This is a genomic window from Bacteroides zhangwenhongii (assembly GCF_009193325.2).
Taxonomy (GTDB): Bacteria; Bacteroidota; Bacteroidia; order Bacteroidales; family Bacteroidaceae; genus Bacteroides; species Bacteroides zhangwenhongii.
Genome location: NZ_CP059856.1, coordinates 3,865,717 through 3,882,638 on the forward strand (window position 1 = coordinate 3,865,717; position 16,922 = coordinate 3,882,638).

Genomic DNA, 16,922 nt, shown 5'->3' on the forward strand with positions numbered 1-16,922 from the left:
ACGCTCAGAGATTTAAAAAGTCTGCACGCACAGGACTGAATGTATCAATCAAAATACCAGCTTCGAGGCAAACACATCCATGTAACTCATCAGGAGCTACATAATAACCATCTCCTGCAGAAAGAATTTCTTTCTTGTCACCGATAGTTAGTTCAAACTTACCGCTTACTACGTAAGTCGCCTGACTGTGATAATGCTCGTGCATACTTCCTATCGCACCTTGATCAAATTTTACTTTGACCATCATCAGTTGCCCGTCATAGGCCATTATCTGACGATTAACACCCGGAGCAGGATTTTCCCACTTCAAATCTTTCTCAAACTGAAAAGTTTCACTACATGTTTTCATACTTTTGTCTATTAATGGTTTGTTTATCTTATAAATACTCCGCAACAACCATTCCATGTATAATCAAGTCCATCGATGGTCAGATTATGTTTTTTCTCTTTACTATTATCCGTATTGCTAAGACAAAGCAGTACAAAATGCCCACCTTTATATATGGCTTTTACAACTGTATAGGAAGCCGTATCCATCAGTACTTTCACTTCTTCGCAAGAAGAAACCAGATTGTTGGAAGTTTCCATCACCACATCATAATCTCCATGCGTTTCGATAGAAGTAGCGAATGTGTGGTTCTTACGTGCTTTTTCCCTTATCAGAAAAGCTGTTTCATTCCTCAGATTAAAGTCTGGATCATTGGCTCCCAAACGGAGCATTTTTATTTCGGTCTGCGGAGTTGTCGCTGTACTGACAGTATAAAAACGGTTCTTATTAACAAAGGTAAAACAAGATGTATTCTTACTCTCATTCTGTCCCCAGGCTTCCAGCCAAAGATGTTGATAACCGTTCTTCGTTCCAAGAGTTCTTAATTCATTACCGGCTTTAGTATAAGGGAAGTTCAGAGAGACGAAGTGCCCGTTATACCATAAAGGATAGTCGTATTGATGTTCTCTGTCCGCATTTGCTTGCAGTACATCTAAAATTAAGGGAAATTGCAGGAAAGGAGTAGTCACGTAAGCCAATGTACGCTTCATCTCCACGCCAGAATAAGCATTAGCATCTTTTGCTACCACTACCTGAAAATGTCCTCCGTTGAAATCATGATAAATAATGTCCGAATGATAACGGGAAGATACTTTTATATCTCCGCCAAAGTTGGATGTTTCATCGACCACCAAGGTGTTGTGTGCGATTGTCTGCTTAGCAAACGATTGGTTTTCACGCGTATAATGTCCTTTGTACTTGGCCTCAATATTCAGAAAACGGGAGGCACCGTAATCAGTAAGAATCTCGTTTCCATTATCGTAATAAGCCATTGTCAGTTTATCAAAATGTCCATGGCTCAAACCGTGTGAAGTAGCCTTCAGCGTCAAAGCACTATTTAAGCCGGAAGCTGTAGAACGAATTACACCTATACCACCCTCATCTCCTTTGCGCCCGTCACGAAATAGACTGCTACGGTAAACAATCGGGGCTGCTTCTCCACGGGCTATATCACGAGCTACCTTGAAACCGCCGATAATAGGAAGATAAGTATGCTGATACTTATCAGCAACGGATAACAGTGATTTATCCGAAGGATTCATATTATACAATATATCTACCGCATATACCAGTTCCTGTGCGGAAAGTCCTTTCAGTAGTGCATCATTGATATGGAAAAATTCTCCCTCATAGGAAAGCTGTATCAATGTGGAAAGTGCTTTTGAAAGAATATGGTCCCGATAGTCAAAAATTTTCAGTTCCGGTAATTTGTTATCAATACATTGAGCAAAGATAACGAAAGGCCAAATGGCATAACGTTGATAATAAGCGCCCTCTGTGAAGTAACCGTCGGGAGAGAACAGATAATCCATTTGGCGGATAAAGCCACCACGCTTACCTGTTTCATCAGAGCCATAAAGTGCCTTCTTTACATAATCTTCGCGATTCATGGCAAAGCCGATCATACCGACAGCAGCCGTAGCCCATGTCGCATGGTTATGCATCTTATTAAAGGTCTTTTTATTGGCATGGTTATCTCCCATTCCATCCATAATGAAGTCTGCCATCGGAACAAATAAATTCTCCTCGATAGTGGCACGCTGTTTGGATGAAAGTGTATTATAAATACAATCGTAAGCCACTGCTGTATGTACTAACCATACGCTTTCATTCAAAGTCTGCCAAAACAAACGTCCCGGAACAGGAGAAAGCTGTAAAGGATGAAAGCCCAAAGTGGGATATAACTTCGCATAGGCTTGCAGCATATTGGCCACATAGGTAGCATATTTCTTATCACCGGTCAGTTGATAGGCAACTCCACAATGAAACATAACATAATAATTGGACTTATGCTGTTCGTGTACCGCACCACCGCCACCATCTATAGGAACCGGAACGGATATAGAAGAGTTTACTGCTGCATCAGCCGCACTCAATACCTCCGAGAGCGATTTGTCGAACTCGGGCACCATCCCCTTTCCTGCCCTAATCTCGCTCACTTCCTCCTGCGTGAAAAGAAGAGACGGATGTTGGGCAAATGAAAGAAGACACCCTCCTAAAACCATAAATATACAACTAACAAATTTTCTCATCTTACCTCATTTTTTTTTTCGATACTCATATTACGCACAGCTATTCAGTTCTTCCGCAAACCAATAGAAAGTTTCTCCAATTCACTCCCCCGTACAGGTACATAATCGTATGCTTCAGCATTAGTATAAGCAGGACGGATATTGTACATCTTCCCTTGTATAGCCTGAGCAGTGGTAGTTACCATTCTACCGGAGTTCCACAAATTACAGTTCGCAATGCGTACCTTTTCCCAAGTGGCCTCATCCAAACGGATCGTTGCTCCGCCACGTCCACTATTATCAAAATTACAGTTTTCTACGGTCAATACTTGCGGACCAATCAAGCGCATGACACTCCCACGCTCTTTGTTACAGCAGTCTACGAAAGTACAATGTCTGATAGTAACATAAGGCCCTGCCGTACTTTCGTCACTTCCACCGCGATAAATATTGATAGGCAAACCTAGCAAACGGTAGAAAGAACAGTTTTCAATCAGCATATCATCAGCATTATAACGACCTATATCATCTTTCTCTGCTGCATAATTGATGGCATCTCCTGAAAGATCACGGAAGAAACAGTTTCTAATAGTAACACTTTTGGCAAAAGTAGCCTTTGTTCCTTTGATTGCAAAGAATCCGCCTTCTCCAAAGTTTTGAAACTCGCAACCGTCTACTGTCAATGTATAAGGCTGAATCATATCAAAAGCTGTAGATATTCCCGCTTTAGCCAATGCTTTTCCCGGTTCTAATACGCCATCGAAAGCAATATTTTCAATTTTCAGTTCTCCACCATCAGCTATTGTCACCATATTATCCGGTTTGTCTCCATTAAAACGAATGAGCGGTTTATTACCCGGATCAGCGGCACGAATTGTCAACGGCTTATCGATGAGTATAGAACGTTGAATAGGATACGTACCTTTTGACAGAATAATGATACTGCCCGGTTCTAACGAATGAACGATTTCGGACAGATTCGTACCCGGAGATACATTGCATTCTTTATGAACATTAGTTGTGGACTGTGCCACTTGATTTGTAAACCACGAAGCACCTTTATCCTTACGTATCACAGTATTATCAGGCAACTGAGGAACTTTCACTTTTTCCGTAATGAATCCCGGCGCCGAATAGTTCTTGCTCAGTTGTACCTTATTACCTTTAAACCGGATACCCGATACATCGTCAACAGCTATATAAGGCTGAGCCAATTTCTTATTGATAATAATATTGTCCGTAAAAGCAACCTTTTCCGGTGCAAGGGTACGTTCCATATCTTTGCCTGTACCAAATTCTATATTTGTGCAATCAACAAATGTATTGCGGAACATTTCGACATCAACAACCTGACAATATCTGTTTGGCAACGAATTGGGTACTGCATCCATAACTCCTAAAGCCGAGAAGAAACGGGTACCCGCCAAACCGACTAATAGATTATCATAAATCCGATGTCCGGCATTAACTACACGGATACCGCCTGTATTACGACGTCCGTTGCCGATAAACAGATTGTTATTCACCGTATTACGATCGCCATGGCGCAAAGCAACTACTCCTTCACATTCCAACAAAGTATTGTTTCGGATGATGTTATCACTGGATTTGATAGAAATTACTTCCACTTCTCCGGAACAACGTTCGAACAGATTATTTTCAATGATTGTGTTTGAGGAGCTATAAGCCTGCTGAGAGGTTCCCACACGCATTGTTTCAGCTCCATTCGAACCATATACCGGCCTTTCTCCAAAGTAGTTGTGATCAATCAAATGATAATTCTCCAGGCAACGTTTGTCGTTGAGGATGACAATTAATGTCACCCCCAAATTTAATTTTCCTGTCAATGAACAATGATCTACTCTATTATGACGACCATAAAGCAATATATAGCTATAAGCCTGATCCCGACGGGATGGATTAAATTTATCTATCACACAATTCGTCAGACGACAGTGATTAGCCAACTCTTGTCCATTACGAAACTCTATTACAGAACCTTTAGGAGCATATCCATCTGTGAAATATAATCCGTCGACAGATATCCATTCTCCCGCTATTCGTAGATTAGACCCACCTTCTATCTTTACCTTTCCCGGATTCAAAGCTTTTATGGAAATAGGAGACTTTTCAGTCCCTTTACCCATCCACTTCAACTGCATATCTTTATACTGACCATCTTTAATATAAATTTGATCACCCGGCTGTGCAGTTTTTAAGCAGGAAGCTACTTCAGGAAGTGTTACGTCATATCTTTTTGCAAAAGAGAGTAACGGTAACCCAATGAACAGGGAAGCTATAATCGCCTTATGTATATCTCGTATCATCATTTTAAATTATTGAACTGGAACTTTTGAGTAATCATAATCATGTTTCTGCCAGTACATATCAAATTCAATCGAACTGGACGAAGGTGCATTCGTGTTATTATACAACTTAAAGTCAACTGTTTTTATGTGTAAAACCCCGATACGTTTTATATTATCAGCAACATTATCGACCGAGCCTTTTACATTATAATAGAATACAAGCAAAACAGCATCTACATTGGCAATCTTTTCTTCACCTACCTTAAATATATCCGGTGCCCAAACATCTGTATTAGGCGAGGCCTTCGCACTTGCAATACTAAAACCACGACAAGTTTTAGCTTCCACATCTATAGGGAAAGTAGTCTCATCAATCTTTGATAATGTACCATTCTTCACTTCATCAATCAGAGTTTTATAGCCTGATTTAGATGGGTCAAGCCATAAGAAAGTCAATGCTGGTGTACCATAACAATCTATTTTTCCTCCTGTCACTTGCGAACTGGAATTTGTTGTAGAATAGAAGTTTTTCAATTGTGTTTTTGAGTTTGCCGGACTATTAATCTGTAATTGCCCTGCAGAAGCTCCTGAGAAGAAAAAATAGGGGTTTACTGAATTATATTCGCTCTCTGAAACCGCCGGTTTATTATTAGCAGAACAAGTAGCAGCTTTATATTTCATAGAAACTGGATCTACTACAGTACTCCAATCACTATTTGCATAGACCAATCCCGTTTTTGGAGAGAAGAAAGAAGATAGCTGTCCCTCAATACGTCCCTGACCATATACTTTATTATTCTCCCAGAAATAGACGAAAGGCACTTTCACCACGAATGCATCCGTCAAGGTACGCACTTCACGTCCGTCAAAATAAGAAATTTTCAGTGCCTTCGTATTATCCCCATCTTCATAGTTCTCCGACGAAGGTACCACAAAATTCAATACAGTTTCAGTCTGCAACGGAATGGTACACTCAATATCACCTAACAGCACTTTATCAATCTTATTAAGATAAGTTCCCTCCAATACTACCACATCTCCTACATTAGCCGGTTCAAATACATTAGTTGTAACCTTCGGTTCATAACGTTTCACTGTCAACTGCGGTGCAGAAAAACTTGATGTCTCCACATTCTCCGTACCATTAAAGTATTTGAATGTCACCATAGCCCTGTCACTCTCCACATAAGGAACCTTCACTACTATCTCATTCTCATTTTGTGAGACGATCTCAGCCTCATTTCCAGCCGTTCCTCCTTCAGCAGCAGTAAAGAGAACGGCACTTACCACGTTCATGTGACTACCAGAAAGCAACAAATTATTCCCCATTTCAACTTCCGAAGGTACTCCGGTCTGCGAAACAACAGGTGCCGGATATTCGAGAGTAAACTCTGCTTCTGATACACCCTCACCGATTGAGTTGGTCAATACAATTTTACCACTTCGTGCCTGATCCGTTACCTTTAGAGATAAACGCTGATTGGATACTTTCTGCAAAATAGTAACTTTTCCACCACCAATAGTAGCACTTACCACATCATCCAAATATTCTCCGGTAACAATCACTTCACTACCTATACTTCCACTCTCAGGCGAGAAAGAAAGAACCTCCGGTGAACTAATCGCCACATCTTTCATCGACGTAGAATCACAACCACACAAAAAGAATAAACAGGCAAATAATGCTGCCAAAGTCCATTTTCTATATTGTTTCATATTTGTAAGCATTTAAAAGATTAATAACCCGTATTCTGCGCTATCTCAGGATTAATGTCAATCACACTCACCGGAATAGGCAAAAATGTTTGCCAATCTTCTATATCATTCACCGTATAAGAATATTCCGTATAAAGAAGCTCGCTGTTCAAATAATTATTTACCGTCTGAGTAGCAATGCCCCAACGAAGAAGATCAAACCAGCGCTGATTTTCAAAAGCTAACTCCAGCCTACGTTCATTACGTACAGCCTCTCTAAAATCGTAAAGGCTTGGCAAATCAGCTAATGTATAGGTAGAAACACCAGCACGTTCACAAACCATGTTCAGATATTTCAGATTATCAGCCGAGGGTCCTGAGATCTCATTAGTCAGTTCTGCATAAAGCAAAGCAATGTCGGCAACACGAATCACAGGCCAATCACTCTCACCATCATATTGCGTAGACACAGGGTTAACATATTTCTTACAATAACGACAATTACCTTCTGTCACCCACGTTTGAGTAGTTGTATTAAAATATTTCTGAGCGACATTCACATCCAGACGTTTATCAGCTCCCTCTCCTCTTAGCTCGTAAGCCGCAATAATATTATCAGTGGGAGTATTATAACCGGAAGAAGTACCGATAATCACATTCGCGCCATTATTGACCGGAGCAAACATATTGCCGAATGGCGAACCAAGACCTACATTACCGGAAAGATAACGAACCGCAAAGATGATTTCTTTATTCATCTCATTACTAATATCAAAAATTTTATCATAAGCAACAAGATTGCTACCCGATTGCGGATTTCCCACAGATTCACTTTCAAGAACTTCCTTACACAACTGCGCCGCACGAGCATACTTCTCATCACCTACCCGATAGTGTGTAGCATATACCTTCGCAAGTAATGCTTTCGCTGCATTCAGGTCTGCGCGTCCCAAGTCACTATCCGCCATCTTGCCGGGAAGTAATTCATTATTGACAATATTTTCCAAATCCTCTTCAATAAGTGCATATACCTCATCTACTGTAGAGCGCTGCATATCACGAGCCACTTCAGAAGGAACCTTAGAAGTAACGATGAACACCGGTCCCCACAAACGAACTAAATTGAAATATTCCAATGAGCGAAGAAAAAGTACTTCTCCCTCATATTGATTCCGTAGTGTCTCATCTGTCACTACATCAAGGTAAGAGATAACATTATTTACCCGAGCAATTGTGGCATAGCAGGCATTCCAATACGTTTCTACCCATTCATTTTCCGGTACAATAGTTCCCTGGTCAAGCTGTTCCACCAACCGGGTAGTATTGGAAGAGGATCCGGCCGCATACATACGTCCGTTATCTGAACGTAACTCGGTCACAGCCCACTCGTAATACATCACATCATGCAGAGAATTATAACAACCCAACACTAGATTATTCACTGATGAAGCATCCTTCACATATTCATCTGCTGCCACTTCCGAATAAGGATATTGGTCCAGATCACAAGCAGAAAATAGCATAACGATTAACAATAATCCTATATAATTTACTTTTTTCATCGTTTTCCTCCATTAAAAATTAATATCAAAACCGGCAGAAATAGTAGAAGTCAATGGGAATCCACCACGCTGGTATCCAGAAATCATAGCACTGGAATAGTCACCGGATGTCATACGTGACTCCGGATTAATGCCTTTGTAACCGCTTCCCCAAATATAAAACAGGTTACTACCCGACACATAAAAACGTACACCGGACAATTTAATCTTACGGGCAGCCGTTGCCGGTAAAGTATATCCTACCGTAAAGTTACGTAAACAAGCATACGAAGCGTTTTGCAAAGGATAATCGGTAAGCATGAGGTCATGTCCCGTTTTCACATTCTGATAAGGAGTTTTTCCGTCACCCGGATGTTCTGCACTCACCCAACGGTTCTTTGTATACTTCTTATTCCATTTTTTTGTTTCATTATAGTAAACATCTCCATTAAGTACTGTAATTCCCTGTACACCCTGAATCAGGAATGAGATGTCGAAATCTTTGATTTGGAAAGTATTAGTAATACCCCATGTGAAATCAGGGTAAGGAGTTCCCAATGCAACACGGTCTTCAGGAGTCAAAGAACCATCATTATTAGTATCTACGATACGTATTCCTCCCGGTGCATCATCTGAGAAATGAGGATTAGCAGCAATTTCTTCCGCGCTATTCCATACCCCACACGTCTTATATCCATAAAATTGAATCAACGGTTCACCTACCTTAGCAAGATAGCCTTCATTTCTTTCTCCCAAAGAAATCATTTGCTGTTCGCCACCTAACTCTAACAGTTTATTACGTGACAATGAAAAATTTATATTAGTATCCCATGAAAACTTACGGCTTTTCATATTATGTGTATCAAGTTGAATCTCCAAGCCTGAGTTCCGAACTTTTCCTATATTATTCCAATAATGAGTATAACCGGTAAACGACTGTGTAGGTTGTTCAAATAATAGTGCACGTGTCACCGAATAGTAGGCATCTATTGCCAGATTAATTCGGTTGTTGAAAAGTCCCAAATCCAAGCCATAGTTAAACTCGTCAGTCTGTTCCCACGTGATATTAGAATTAGCTAATGAGGAAGAGATGTTTGCAGAGCCATTAACCAAAGCGCCTGTACCTTTACCCGTCACATAATTTGCACTGTTCAATACCTCAAGAGCTGCATTATAGCTGATACGATTATTTCCTGTCACACCATACGATGCACGAAGTTTCAAGTTAGAGATAGCTTTGATATTCTTCATAAATTTCTCTTCATTCACACGCCAGCCAAGTGATACGGAAGGAAACCAAGCATTACGATTGCCTTTGGAAAAGAGCGATGAACGATCCAGTCGCAAAGAAGTAGACAACAGATAGCATCCCAAATAGCTATAATTAATACGTCCCAGATAAGATTCCAATACGACATCCGGATACCGGAAAGTTCCTGTACCAGCCGTATTGCCATTACCTTCGCTCGCCAGTTCGTAAACGGTAGCAGCATTCAACGTCTGAATATCATCAGTTGCAAATCCTGTCGCAGCCATAGCTACACGTTGATTCCGTGTCTTTTCTACAGTATATCCTAACAAAGCGTCAATAGTGTGAACTTTATTCTTTCCAAAATCCAAATGATAGCTCAAAATATTCTCACTCAACAAATCGATATAAAGCGCACTGGAATATGTAGCACGACTTGCTTCTTTATCTTTTGTAGCATCTTTATTACCATAATAGTAAGAAGGAGCAAAGCGAACATTTAATCCATTGGAGGTTTTAAACTGTAATCCCTTACAAAGGTCAAGCGTAAGGTACATACTAGCCAATCCTTGCATAGTCTCGCTCCAACGGAAAGTATTAGTCATTACACTTTTCGGATTATTATTGGCAGAGCTAAACGGAGACGATTTCTCCAACACCCGGTTACCATCGGCATCCAACAACGGATTCCCATCTGCATCTACAGCAGTCGGTGTCATGATATTGTTAAAATGGCTACCTCTTGCAAATCCTTCATAACCGGTTAATTCAGTACTATATGCATTGTGATAGACCGGTAAAAAAGAAGGAGTACGGTAAAAATCAATAAAATTATTCTTCGGACGTTCCGTCTTACTATATGTACCGGAGATATTAACACCTACTGTGGCTATCTTTGAAAGTTTGGTATCCACTTTGGTACGGAAATTCAATTTATCCAATGAATTGTTCAGCATTACCCCTTGATCTTTGGTATAAGCTGCCGAAATAAAATACTTCGTCTCCTTACGTCCACCGGAAACACTCATCTGTACATTAGTGATACCTGCCATATCACGTAAACCTTCTTTCTGCCAATCGGTAGTTCCCATCTGGCTCTCCAAATAAGCGGCTCCACGTGCAGCGCTCGGAACTTTCGGACCACCTAAAGCAGCTTCTTCTTCCAATAAATCCAACCATTCGGAAGAAGTCATCATATCATGCAACTGATATGCATACTTAAATCCTTGATAAAATTTGAAAGAATATTTCGGTTTGTCCGGCGTACCACTTTTAGTAGTCACCATAATTACGCCATTAGCGGCACGTGACCCATAAATAGCAGCCGAAGCGGCATCTTTTAAAATTTCAATTGATTTTACATCCGCAGCATTAATGGATGATAAACCACCGGATACAGGAAAGCCATCTATGATAACCAATGGCTCACTATCTGCCGAAATAGATCCTGTGCCACGTACTCGGATAGAAGGAGTTACTCCCACCTCCGATGTCTCATTGGAAACCGTCAGACCTGTCATTGCACCTTGCAAAGCAGATGTCATATCACTCACCGGAGCATTAATCAGTTTCTCACCTTCTAACTTTGAAATCGAACCTGTTAAATGGGACTTTGCCTGCGTACCGTAACCGATTACCACGACATCATCCAACATTTTCGAATCTTCTTCCAACGTCACATTCACCACTGTACGTTTACCTATTACCTCCGCCTTATCAACGTATCCGATATACGAATAGACTAAAATTGTCTTGGAATTAGGAACTTTAATGGAGTACTTACCTTCAGCATCCGTCACGGTTCCCGTAGGAACAGCAGCATCTTTAACTGTAACCGAAGCTCCAATCAACGGGCCCTGTTCATCTATCACTCTACCAGTAACTACATGCTGGGAATAAATGTTCAATGTCCCTACCAACAACAGGAACATCAATACGACCTTTTTTACAATACAGGAGTTGTTCATAGATTAGTGTTTTAATTTCTATGACAAACGTAGTGATTAAAATTGGTAAACCAAAATTTTGGTTTACCAATTATTATTTATTAACAATATCATATAATCAGCTTATAAATAGAATATTACGCGTACATCTTTATAAAGAAGAAAAAGAATATTTTTACTGTAAAGCTTTACTTTGAAATATAATATTCGTACTTTTACAGCCGCAAACAGGAAGGAAAACCTTTTAAAATATTTATATCTTATGAAAGACGAAGTAAATTCGCAACCAGTTAAGCTTGTCATTGAACACATAAAAAAACAAATCGCAGAGCGCCGGATTCTGCCTGGTGAACGTCTACCGTCTGAACGGAAATTATCTGAACTTCTGCAGGTCAGCCGCTCGCATGTTCGTGAAGCTTTACAAAAGATGGAGTTATATGGAATTGTAAAAATATATCCTCAGAGCGGAACAGTAGTTTCCGAGTTCTCCAAAGATCAATTGGATACCATGATTACCGATGCTTTGAAAATAAGCAAATATGACTTTTCCAGTTTGGTATATGTACGTGTTCTGTTGGAGATCGAAGTTTGCAAATTGTGTGCAATTAACCGTACAGAAGAAGATTTGGAGAATATCGAAAAAACACTTGTCGAATTGGAGGAAAAGTTTGACACAGAGCTACGCGTTGAGAAAGATTTTGCATTTCATCAAGCAATTGCACAAGGTGGACACAACCCGGTAATTAGTTCACTCTTGCTTATCATTACTCCTGATATATTAAAATATTATCAAAAATATAAAGTCTGCGCCGTTCCTCAAAAAACAGTCCATGCAGAACACAGAGAGATGTTACAAAAGATAAAAAATAAAGATAAGGATGGAATGAAAGAGCTGGTACTCCGCCACTTGTCCAACCTGATTGATTTTGCCAAATTATCGACCAAAGGAGAGATTCCGGAGTTCGAATACGGGCATATCTAAAAAGCAAAAGAAAGCAATAAAAAATAATAGAGGAGAACAAATGTCCTCCTCTATTATTTTTCAAGTTAACAGCTAGTCTCTCAATTAAGCTGCCGGATCGGGAGCTTCTCCGTGATTACCGTCCGAATTTCCGCCATCGCCAGAATCAGAGCCACCATTACCTCCATTTGTTGCCACAACGTCCAATGGTACATATTTTGAGATACTCATCTTATTCAACATCGTTTTTAACTGACTTCCCGGGGTAAAAACTATTTTTCTCACTATAATATTACTACTATCGACATCCTTGGCTTCTATACCACTTTTAGCGTTAAACGTAGGACGAAGTGTACCGAACTCACCTAGCTTCACCGTTTTTCCCTCATCCATATATCCTTCCAATGAATCAAGCAGACCGTCTAAGACTAATTTGACCTGACCACGATGAGTGCCACAAATCAATGATACATTTTTACACAATTTCGAGAAATCAATTACTCCATCGCTCACCGGAGCAGCGACATACTTCTTAGTTTTGGTTTCATCGAAATTAAAGACTCTTTCTTTTACTGCATACTGTAATCCCATAATTTTAAGTTTTTAAATTGTTTGATAAAAATGTTGTTTTGTGATCACGATGCAAAGATACAGCAAGGGAAAACCACCGAAGTGCTTTAATGGTCCTTAACTACTCGCTAATCTAAAAACACTCCTTTGAACACCTGCCTAAAAAAATATTCGCTTTTGCCTAAAAAAAGATATCCATCCTCCTAAACGCAGATATATTTTTAGGCAAGTATCGTCTTATTTGATAAGATAGGTAGCCACTACCGGATAATGATCCGATTCTTTATCTGCCCAATAACAAACATTGTACGCCTTTACTGTAAAGGCTTCATTCGGAGCATAAATCAGCCAGTCGCAGGTATAAGTCGGACTTGGAACGGGCACTGTCCACGGAGCAGCGTCGCTCAAACAGTTTACTGTGAAATACTTCTGAAAAGCAGTCATGGTAACAGAACCACGACGGGAGTTCAAATCCCCACCGAGGATGATTGGTTTGTCCAGTTGTTCCATACAAGCAAGAATCTCATCAATCTGTTTCAGACGGGCAGCATCTTCGTACTTATGGTCCAGATGTGTCGTAGCAAAATAAAATTCTTTGCCCTCTTTCATCACTTTTACATAACCAAACGAACGAACGTAGTCGTTTTCCTTCAATACACTCAATTTAAAGCTTTTCTCTTCCGAAATCGGAAACTTGGAAAGAATTACATTTCCATAGTCTCCTCCGGTAGGAATATCAAGTGCATGGGCAAAATAATAATACTTCATGCCTGTCAGTACCGATAATCTTTCAGGAGTATTCCAGGGATTAATCTCTGTATTTCTTTCTATTTCCTGAAGTGAAACAATGTCCGGATCTTCCTGTTTTATAACCTCGGCTATTTTATCAATACCTTGTTTGCGCCCACTGTAAGTATTGTAAGTCATCGCTTTTACTGTAACTTCTTTCTGCTTATTTTTGTCTCTCTGCGCCATCACAGGGGACAACAGACAGCATACCAGAAATAACGAAATGCATATTCTGAAATTCATATATCGTCAATTAGTGAGTGAATGTTATCCTTCAAAACAATCTTTTTTACCTAATACCCTATTAATCCTTTTCTATCTTGCGAATCTTATGATTCCAATAATCTGAAACATACAATGCACCGTCGGGCCCGAATTGCACTCCTTCCGGATGATTGAACTGTGCCTTATCCAATGGCCCATCCGTAGTACCGGAAGTACCTGTACCTGTATAACTTGTCACTACTCCATCAGGTGTAATTTTCGCGATACGATGCTTTTTACGGACTGCTACATAAATATTGCCTTCTTCATCCAAATCCATCTGACAAGGTTCTTGGAGTCTGGCATCGTTTCCTTGCCCTTCTACAAAGCCTGTTTTATCATACTGTCCAATCCAAATATGAAGATTAGAAAATAATCCGGTCACCATATCATAATCCCCTTTATAAATCACATCCTTCTCCTGTGAACTCATATACACTGTAGTTCCTGCCTTATCGAAAAGGATGCAACGGATCTTCACTTTCGATGCATTCTTTCCGTCCGCATCGGGAAGTTGTTGTCCGGTAGTCACCATCGTATTCTGCTCCGGATCATATTTGTAAATCATGGCATTTCCATGAGCTACGGAAAAAACTTCTCCCGTAACAGGATGTACGCCTACATTGGTAACACCGTTACCTAAAGACGAAGTTATCGACCATATTGTAGCAAGACTTCCAGTATCATACTGATGCGCATCATTACTCCATGACATAGTGGCGATATGTGCGCTTCCGGAACCATTCGCATCATTAGACAAGAACAAAGTGTTGCCATCCAGTGAGAAAGCGATATTCATCATTCTAAATGCAACTCCACCCGTTACGTCCCCACGAAGAAAAGTAGCTACTTGATTATCTTTTGCAATACGAATATCACGGTCATCGTCTTCCACAATATATAAAGTGCCTTCCTTATCAAAGGCTATAGAACCCGGTTTCCAAAGGACTGCTTCCATCAAGGAACCCTCTTTTTTCTCTGTTTTGTCTTTAGGAACATAGCTGCCGATATACGAGCTTACAATAGGAGACTGAGAATATTCAAATTCTGTTTTATAAGTCAGTTCCTGAATATTTTCCCCCTGACCGATATATATTTTCACCGGACCGGAACCAGAACCTCTCTGCACATTGGCAGTAATAATATTCCCCAAAGCACCTGTCACCTCTGCATCTACTCCGTTGACCGTCACTCGGATATTATCCAAGTCCGTACCAAAATGAGTACCATATAAAGTCAGGCTAGTAGACTTTCCACCTGTCGTCGGAGTATACATCGTAATCTTAGGAGTAACTTCACCTTCTCCGATTTCAGGCGTCATATCCTGCCGATTCTCATCTTCGCAACCAGCAAAACCTACTGCCCCAAGCAATAGTGTATATATCGAAAATCGTTTCAAATGATGAATCAATGTTTTCATGTTTCTATCTTTTTAGATTAATCGTTTATACTGAATGTAGCTACTACCGGAAAATGGTCTGATTCTACATAAGCATCATAATACACATCATAAGCCTTCGGAGCCATTCCTTTATCCGGGGTATACAACACGAAGTCAATAGCCTTTACCGGAACGGGAGTTCCGGTCGTCAATCCATAGTTCCCGTTCAGGCAACCAATATCAAAACGCTCATACAATATCTTCATCGGACCCGAATCAGCCAACGCATTAAAGTCGCCGGTCAATATCATCGGGGCATCCATCCCCTTCGTTTTTTCCAGAATAGTTGAGGTCTGATTGATACGGTTGGTTTCATTACCGACATGAGACAAATGAGTTACTCCAAAATAGAAGTTCTTCCCCTCTTTTTCTGTTTTCACAACTCCCATAGAGCGTGGGTAAACATCTTCCACGGTCTCTATTCTCGGTAAATCATAATTCACCTCGTCGCTTATCGGATATTTTGAGAGAATCAGATTACCGTATTCTCCACCATCCACATCACGGGTTTTAACGAAGAAAGCATATTGCATTCCCGTCACCTCTTTCATCAAAGCAATAATATCCGCTTTCTCGACCTTATTGGTTTTCGTTTCAAACTCCTGTAAACCGGCCAGATCCGGATTTACCTTTTTAATCACTTGAGCAATAGCCTCCATTCCTTTCTTTCCGGAATAAACTTTCTGCCCGCTGTATATATTGTAGGACATGACTTTTACCAGTACTCCATCCTTATCGTCAGGAGGAGTTACACCATCATCATCCGAACTGCAGCCGATAAACAAACCGTTTATCAACAGTACCAGTAATAAATAGAATTTATGTTTCATTGTTACATTCTTTTTTATCGTTTACCTTATCTGATATCATTCACAGTTACTTCCACCACCCGGCTATAGTTCACATACGGTTTGCTTTCCGCCGTTACCGTAGCCGCAACACGCACGTATACCCGATTCTTATTGGAAACAATCTTATAGTGATTCTCAATAAATTCGGTATCACTCATCAAGTCAATGACATGCGTACCACTGGCCTTTGTTCCCAATGAAGAAAGAGTAGCATGATTAGCATTGTTCACGTCTACTCCCGGAGCATAATTCCAGATAACGGAAACATCTGTCAGTTGCAATGTTTCGTTCGATGTCTTTGCATCGTAGGTAAGTGTCAGTTTATTATCTGCGGATACAGTAACATCAAGACTAATACGCGAAAATGGAATGGTATATAAGTCAACCTGCGTTTGTCCGTTCACGGTGACATATCCCTCACACACTCCAACAAAAGGGCCGTCCTTTGCCTGAATGCGGTAATTACCATTAAATACTTTGGTATGCTCAAATGTCCCATCCTGCCGGGCCCGGAAATCGACCGAAGCAGTAGCTCCGGTGTTCTGCTCATACAAACTCATCATCACCCCACTACTTCCCGGCACAGGCATGGGAATCGGCTCATTCGTTTCCTTGTCATAAATGGTGCCATGCACACCGCCATTCGGTGCATCATAATTGTCGATGTCATTTTCGCATGCTACCATGAAACAGGCGAATAATGCAGTCAATCCTATATTTATTATTTTATTCATATCGGTTTTTCTT

The 16,922-nt window shown here is 40.4% G+C and carries 12 protein-coding genes; 1 reads left to right on the forward strand and 11 read right to left on the reverse strand.

The features are described 5' to 3' along the window. Positions 1–4 precede the first annotated feature (4 nt). From GD630_RS15555 to GD630_RS15580, 6 genes are read right to left on the reverse strand one after another with little or no spacing between them, the layout of a single operon-like run. Positions 5–349: a cupin domain-containing protein gene (locus GD630_RS15555; RefSeq protein WP_022274948.1), complete on the reverse strand. Its 345-nt coding sequence runs from the start codon at positions 347–349 to the stop codon at positions 5–7. A 23-nt stretch (positions 350–372) separates the two neighbouring features. Beyond that, complete coding sequence (locus GD630_RS15560) at positions 373–2,580, reverse strand: heparinase II/III domain-containing protein (protein ID WP_143868119.1); 2,208 nt, start codon at positions 2,578–2,580, stop codon at positions 373–375. A gap of 44 nt (positions 2,581–2,624) precedes the next feature. Further along, entirely contained in the window at positions 2,625–4,889 is a 2,265-nt protein-coding gene (locus GD630_RS15565) for a chondroitinase-B domain-containing protein (RefSeq protein ID WP_143868117.1), read from the reverse strand. A gap of 6 nt (positions 4,890–4,895) precedes the next feature. Next, positions 4,896–6,584: an IPT/TIG domain-containing protein gene (locus GD630_RS15570; protein ID WP_143868115.1), complete on the reverse strand. Its 1,689-nt coding sequence runs from the start codon at positions 6,582–6,584 to the stop codon at positions 4,896–4,898. 20 nt (positions 6,585–6,604) lie between these two features. Beyond that, positions 6,605–8,125: a RagB/SusD family nutrient uptake outer membrane protein gene (locus GD630_RS15575; RefSeq protein WP_143868113.1), complete on the reverse strand. Its 1,521-nt coding sequence runs from the start codon at positions 8,123–8,125 to the stop codon at positions 6,605–6,607. A 12-nt stretch (positions 8,126–8,137) separates the two neighbouring features. Next, on the reverse strand, positions 8,138–11,320 hold the full coding sequence (locus tag GD630_RS15580; RefSeq protein ID WP_143868111.1) for a SusC/RagA family TonB-linked outer membrane protein: 3,183 nt from the start codon (positions 11,318–11,320) through the stop codon (positions 8,138–8,140). A gap of 241 nt (positions 11,321–11,561) precedes the next feature. On the opposite strand from GD630_RS15580, the gene GD630_RS15585 reads away from it, so the two are divergent. Next, positions 11,562–12,281 (forward strand): FadR/GntR family transcriptional regulator, encoded by a 720-nt coding sequence (locus GD630_RS15585; RefSeq protein WP_143868109.1) that lies wholly within the window; start codon positions 11,562–11,564, stop codon positions 12,279–12,281. Between the two features lie 84 nt (positions 12,282–12,365). Here the strand turns inward: GD630_RS15585 and GD630_RS15590 are convergent, their stop codons facing one another. The 5 genes from GD630_RS15590 to GD630_RS15610 all read right to left on the reverse strand — a co-directional run bounded on the left by GD630_RS15590 (position 12,366) and on the right by GD630_RS15610 (position 16,909). Then, complete coding sequence (locus tag GD630_RS15590; RefSeq protein WP_007762485.1) at positions 12,366–12,851, reverse strand: HU family DNA-binding protein; 486 nt, start codon at positions 12,849–12,851, stop codon at positions 12,366–12,368. Between the two features lie 216 nt (positions 12,852–13,067). Then, complete coding sequence (locus GD630_RS15595; protein ID WP_117932576.1) at positions 13,068–13,862, reverse strand: endonuclease/exonuclease/phosphatase family protein; 795 nt, start codon at positions 13,860–13,862, stop codon at positions 13,068–13,070. A gap of 61 nt (positions 13,863–13,923) precedes the next feature. Then, a complete protein-coding gene (locus tag GD630_RS15600) occupies positions 13,924–15,303 on the reverse strand; it encodes an SMP-30/gluconolactonase/LRE family protein (protein WP_143868108.1) in 1,380 nt (459 codons plus the stop codon). Between the two features lie 17 nt (positions 15,304–15,320). After that, on the reverse strand, positions 15,321–16,154 hold the full coding sequence (locus GD630_RS15605; RefSeq protein WP_117932572.1) for an endonuclease/exonuclease/phosphatase family protein: 834 nt from the start codon (positions 16,152–16,154) through the stop codon (positions 15,321–15,323). A 26-nt stretch (positions 16,155–16,180) separates the two neighbouring features. Next, positions 16,181–16,909, reverse strand: coding sequence for a DUF3823 domain-containing protein (locus tag GD630_RS15610; RefSeq protein WP_009001250.1), 729 nt, complete (start codon positions 16,907–16,909; stop codon positions 16,181–16,183). Positions 16,910–16,922: the final 13 nt, after the last annotated feature.

Excerpts from the sequence above, each read along its gene's own strand:
- GD630_RS15555 (WP_022274948.1), bottom strand. The coding sequence starts at position 349 with ATGAAAACATGTAGTGAAACTTTTCAGTTTGAGAAAGATTTGAAGTGG.
- GD630_RS15560 (WP_143868119.1), bottom strand. The coding sequence starts at position 2,580 with ATGAGAAAATTTGTTAGTTGTATATTTATGGTTTTAGGAGGGTGTCTT.
- GD630_RS15565 (WP_143868117.1), bottom strand. The coding sequence starts at position 4,889 with ATGATGATACGAGATATACATAAGGCGATTATAGCTTCCCTGTTCATT.
- GD630_RS15570 (WP_143868115.1), bottom strand. The coding sequence starts at position 6,584 with ATGAAACAATATAGAAAATGGACTTTGGCAGCATTATTTGCCTGTTTA.
- GD630_RS15575 (WP_143868113.1), bottom strand. The coding sequence starts at position 8,125 with ATGAAAAAAGTAAATTATATAGGATTATTGTTAATCGTTATGCTATTT.
- GD630_RS15580 (WP_143868111.1), bottom strand. The coding sequence starts at position 11,320 with ATGAACAACTCCTGTATTGTAAAAAAGGTCGTATTGATGTTCCTGTTG.
- GD630_RS15585 (WP_143868109.1), top strand. The coding sequence starts at position 11,562 with ATGAAAGACGAAGTAAATTCGCAACCAGTTAAGCTTGTCATTGAACAC.
- GD630_RS15590 (WP_007762485.1), bottom strand. The coding sequence starts at position 12,851 with ATGGGATTACAGTATGCAGTAAAAGAAAGAGTCTTTAATTTCGATGAA.
- GD630_RS15595 (WP_117932576.1), bottom strand. The coding sequence starts at position 13,862 with ATGAATTTCAGAATATGCATTTCGTTATTTCTGGTATGCTGTCTGTTG.
- GD630_RS15600 (WP_143868108.1), bottom strand. The coding sequence starts at position 15,303 with ATGAAAACATTGATTCATCATTTGAAACGATTTTCGATATATACACTA.
- GD630_RS15605 (WP_117932572.1), bottom strand. The coding sequence starts at position 16,154 with ATGAAACATAAATTCTATTTATTACTGGTACTGTTGATAAACGGTTTG.
- GD630_RS15610 (WP_009001250.1), bottom strand. The coding sequence starts at position 16,909 with ATGAATAAAATAATAAATATAGGATTGACTGCATTATTCGCCTGTTTC.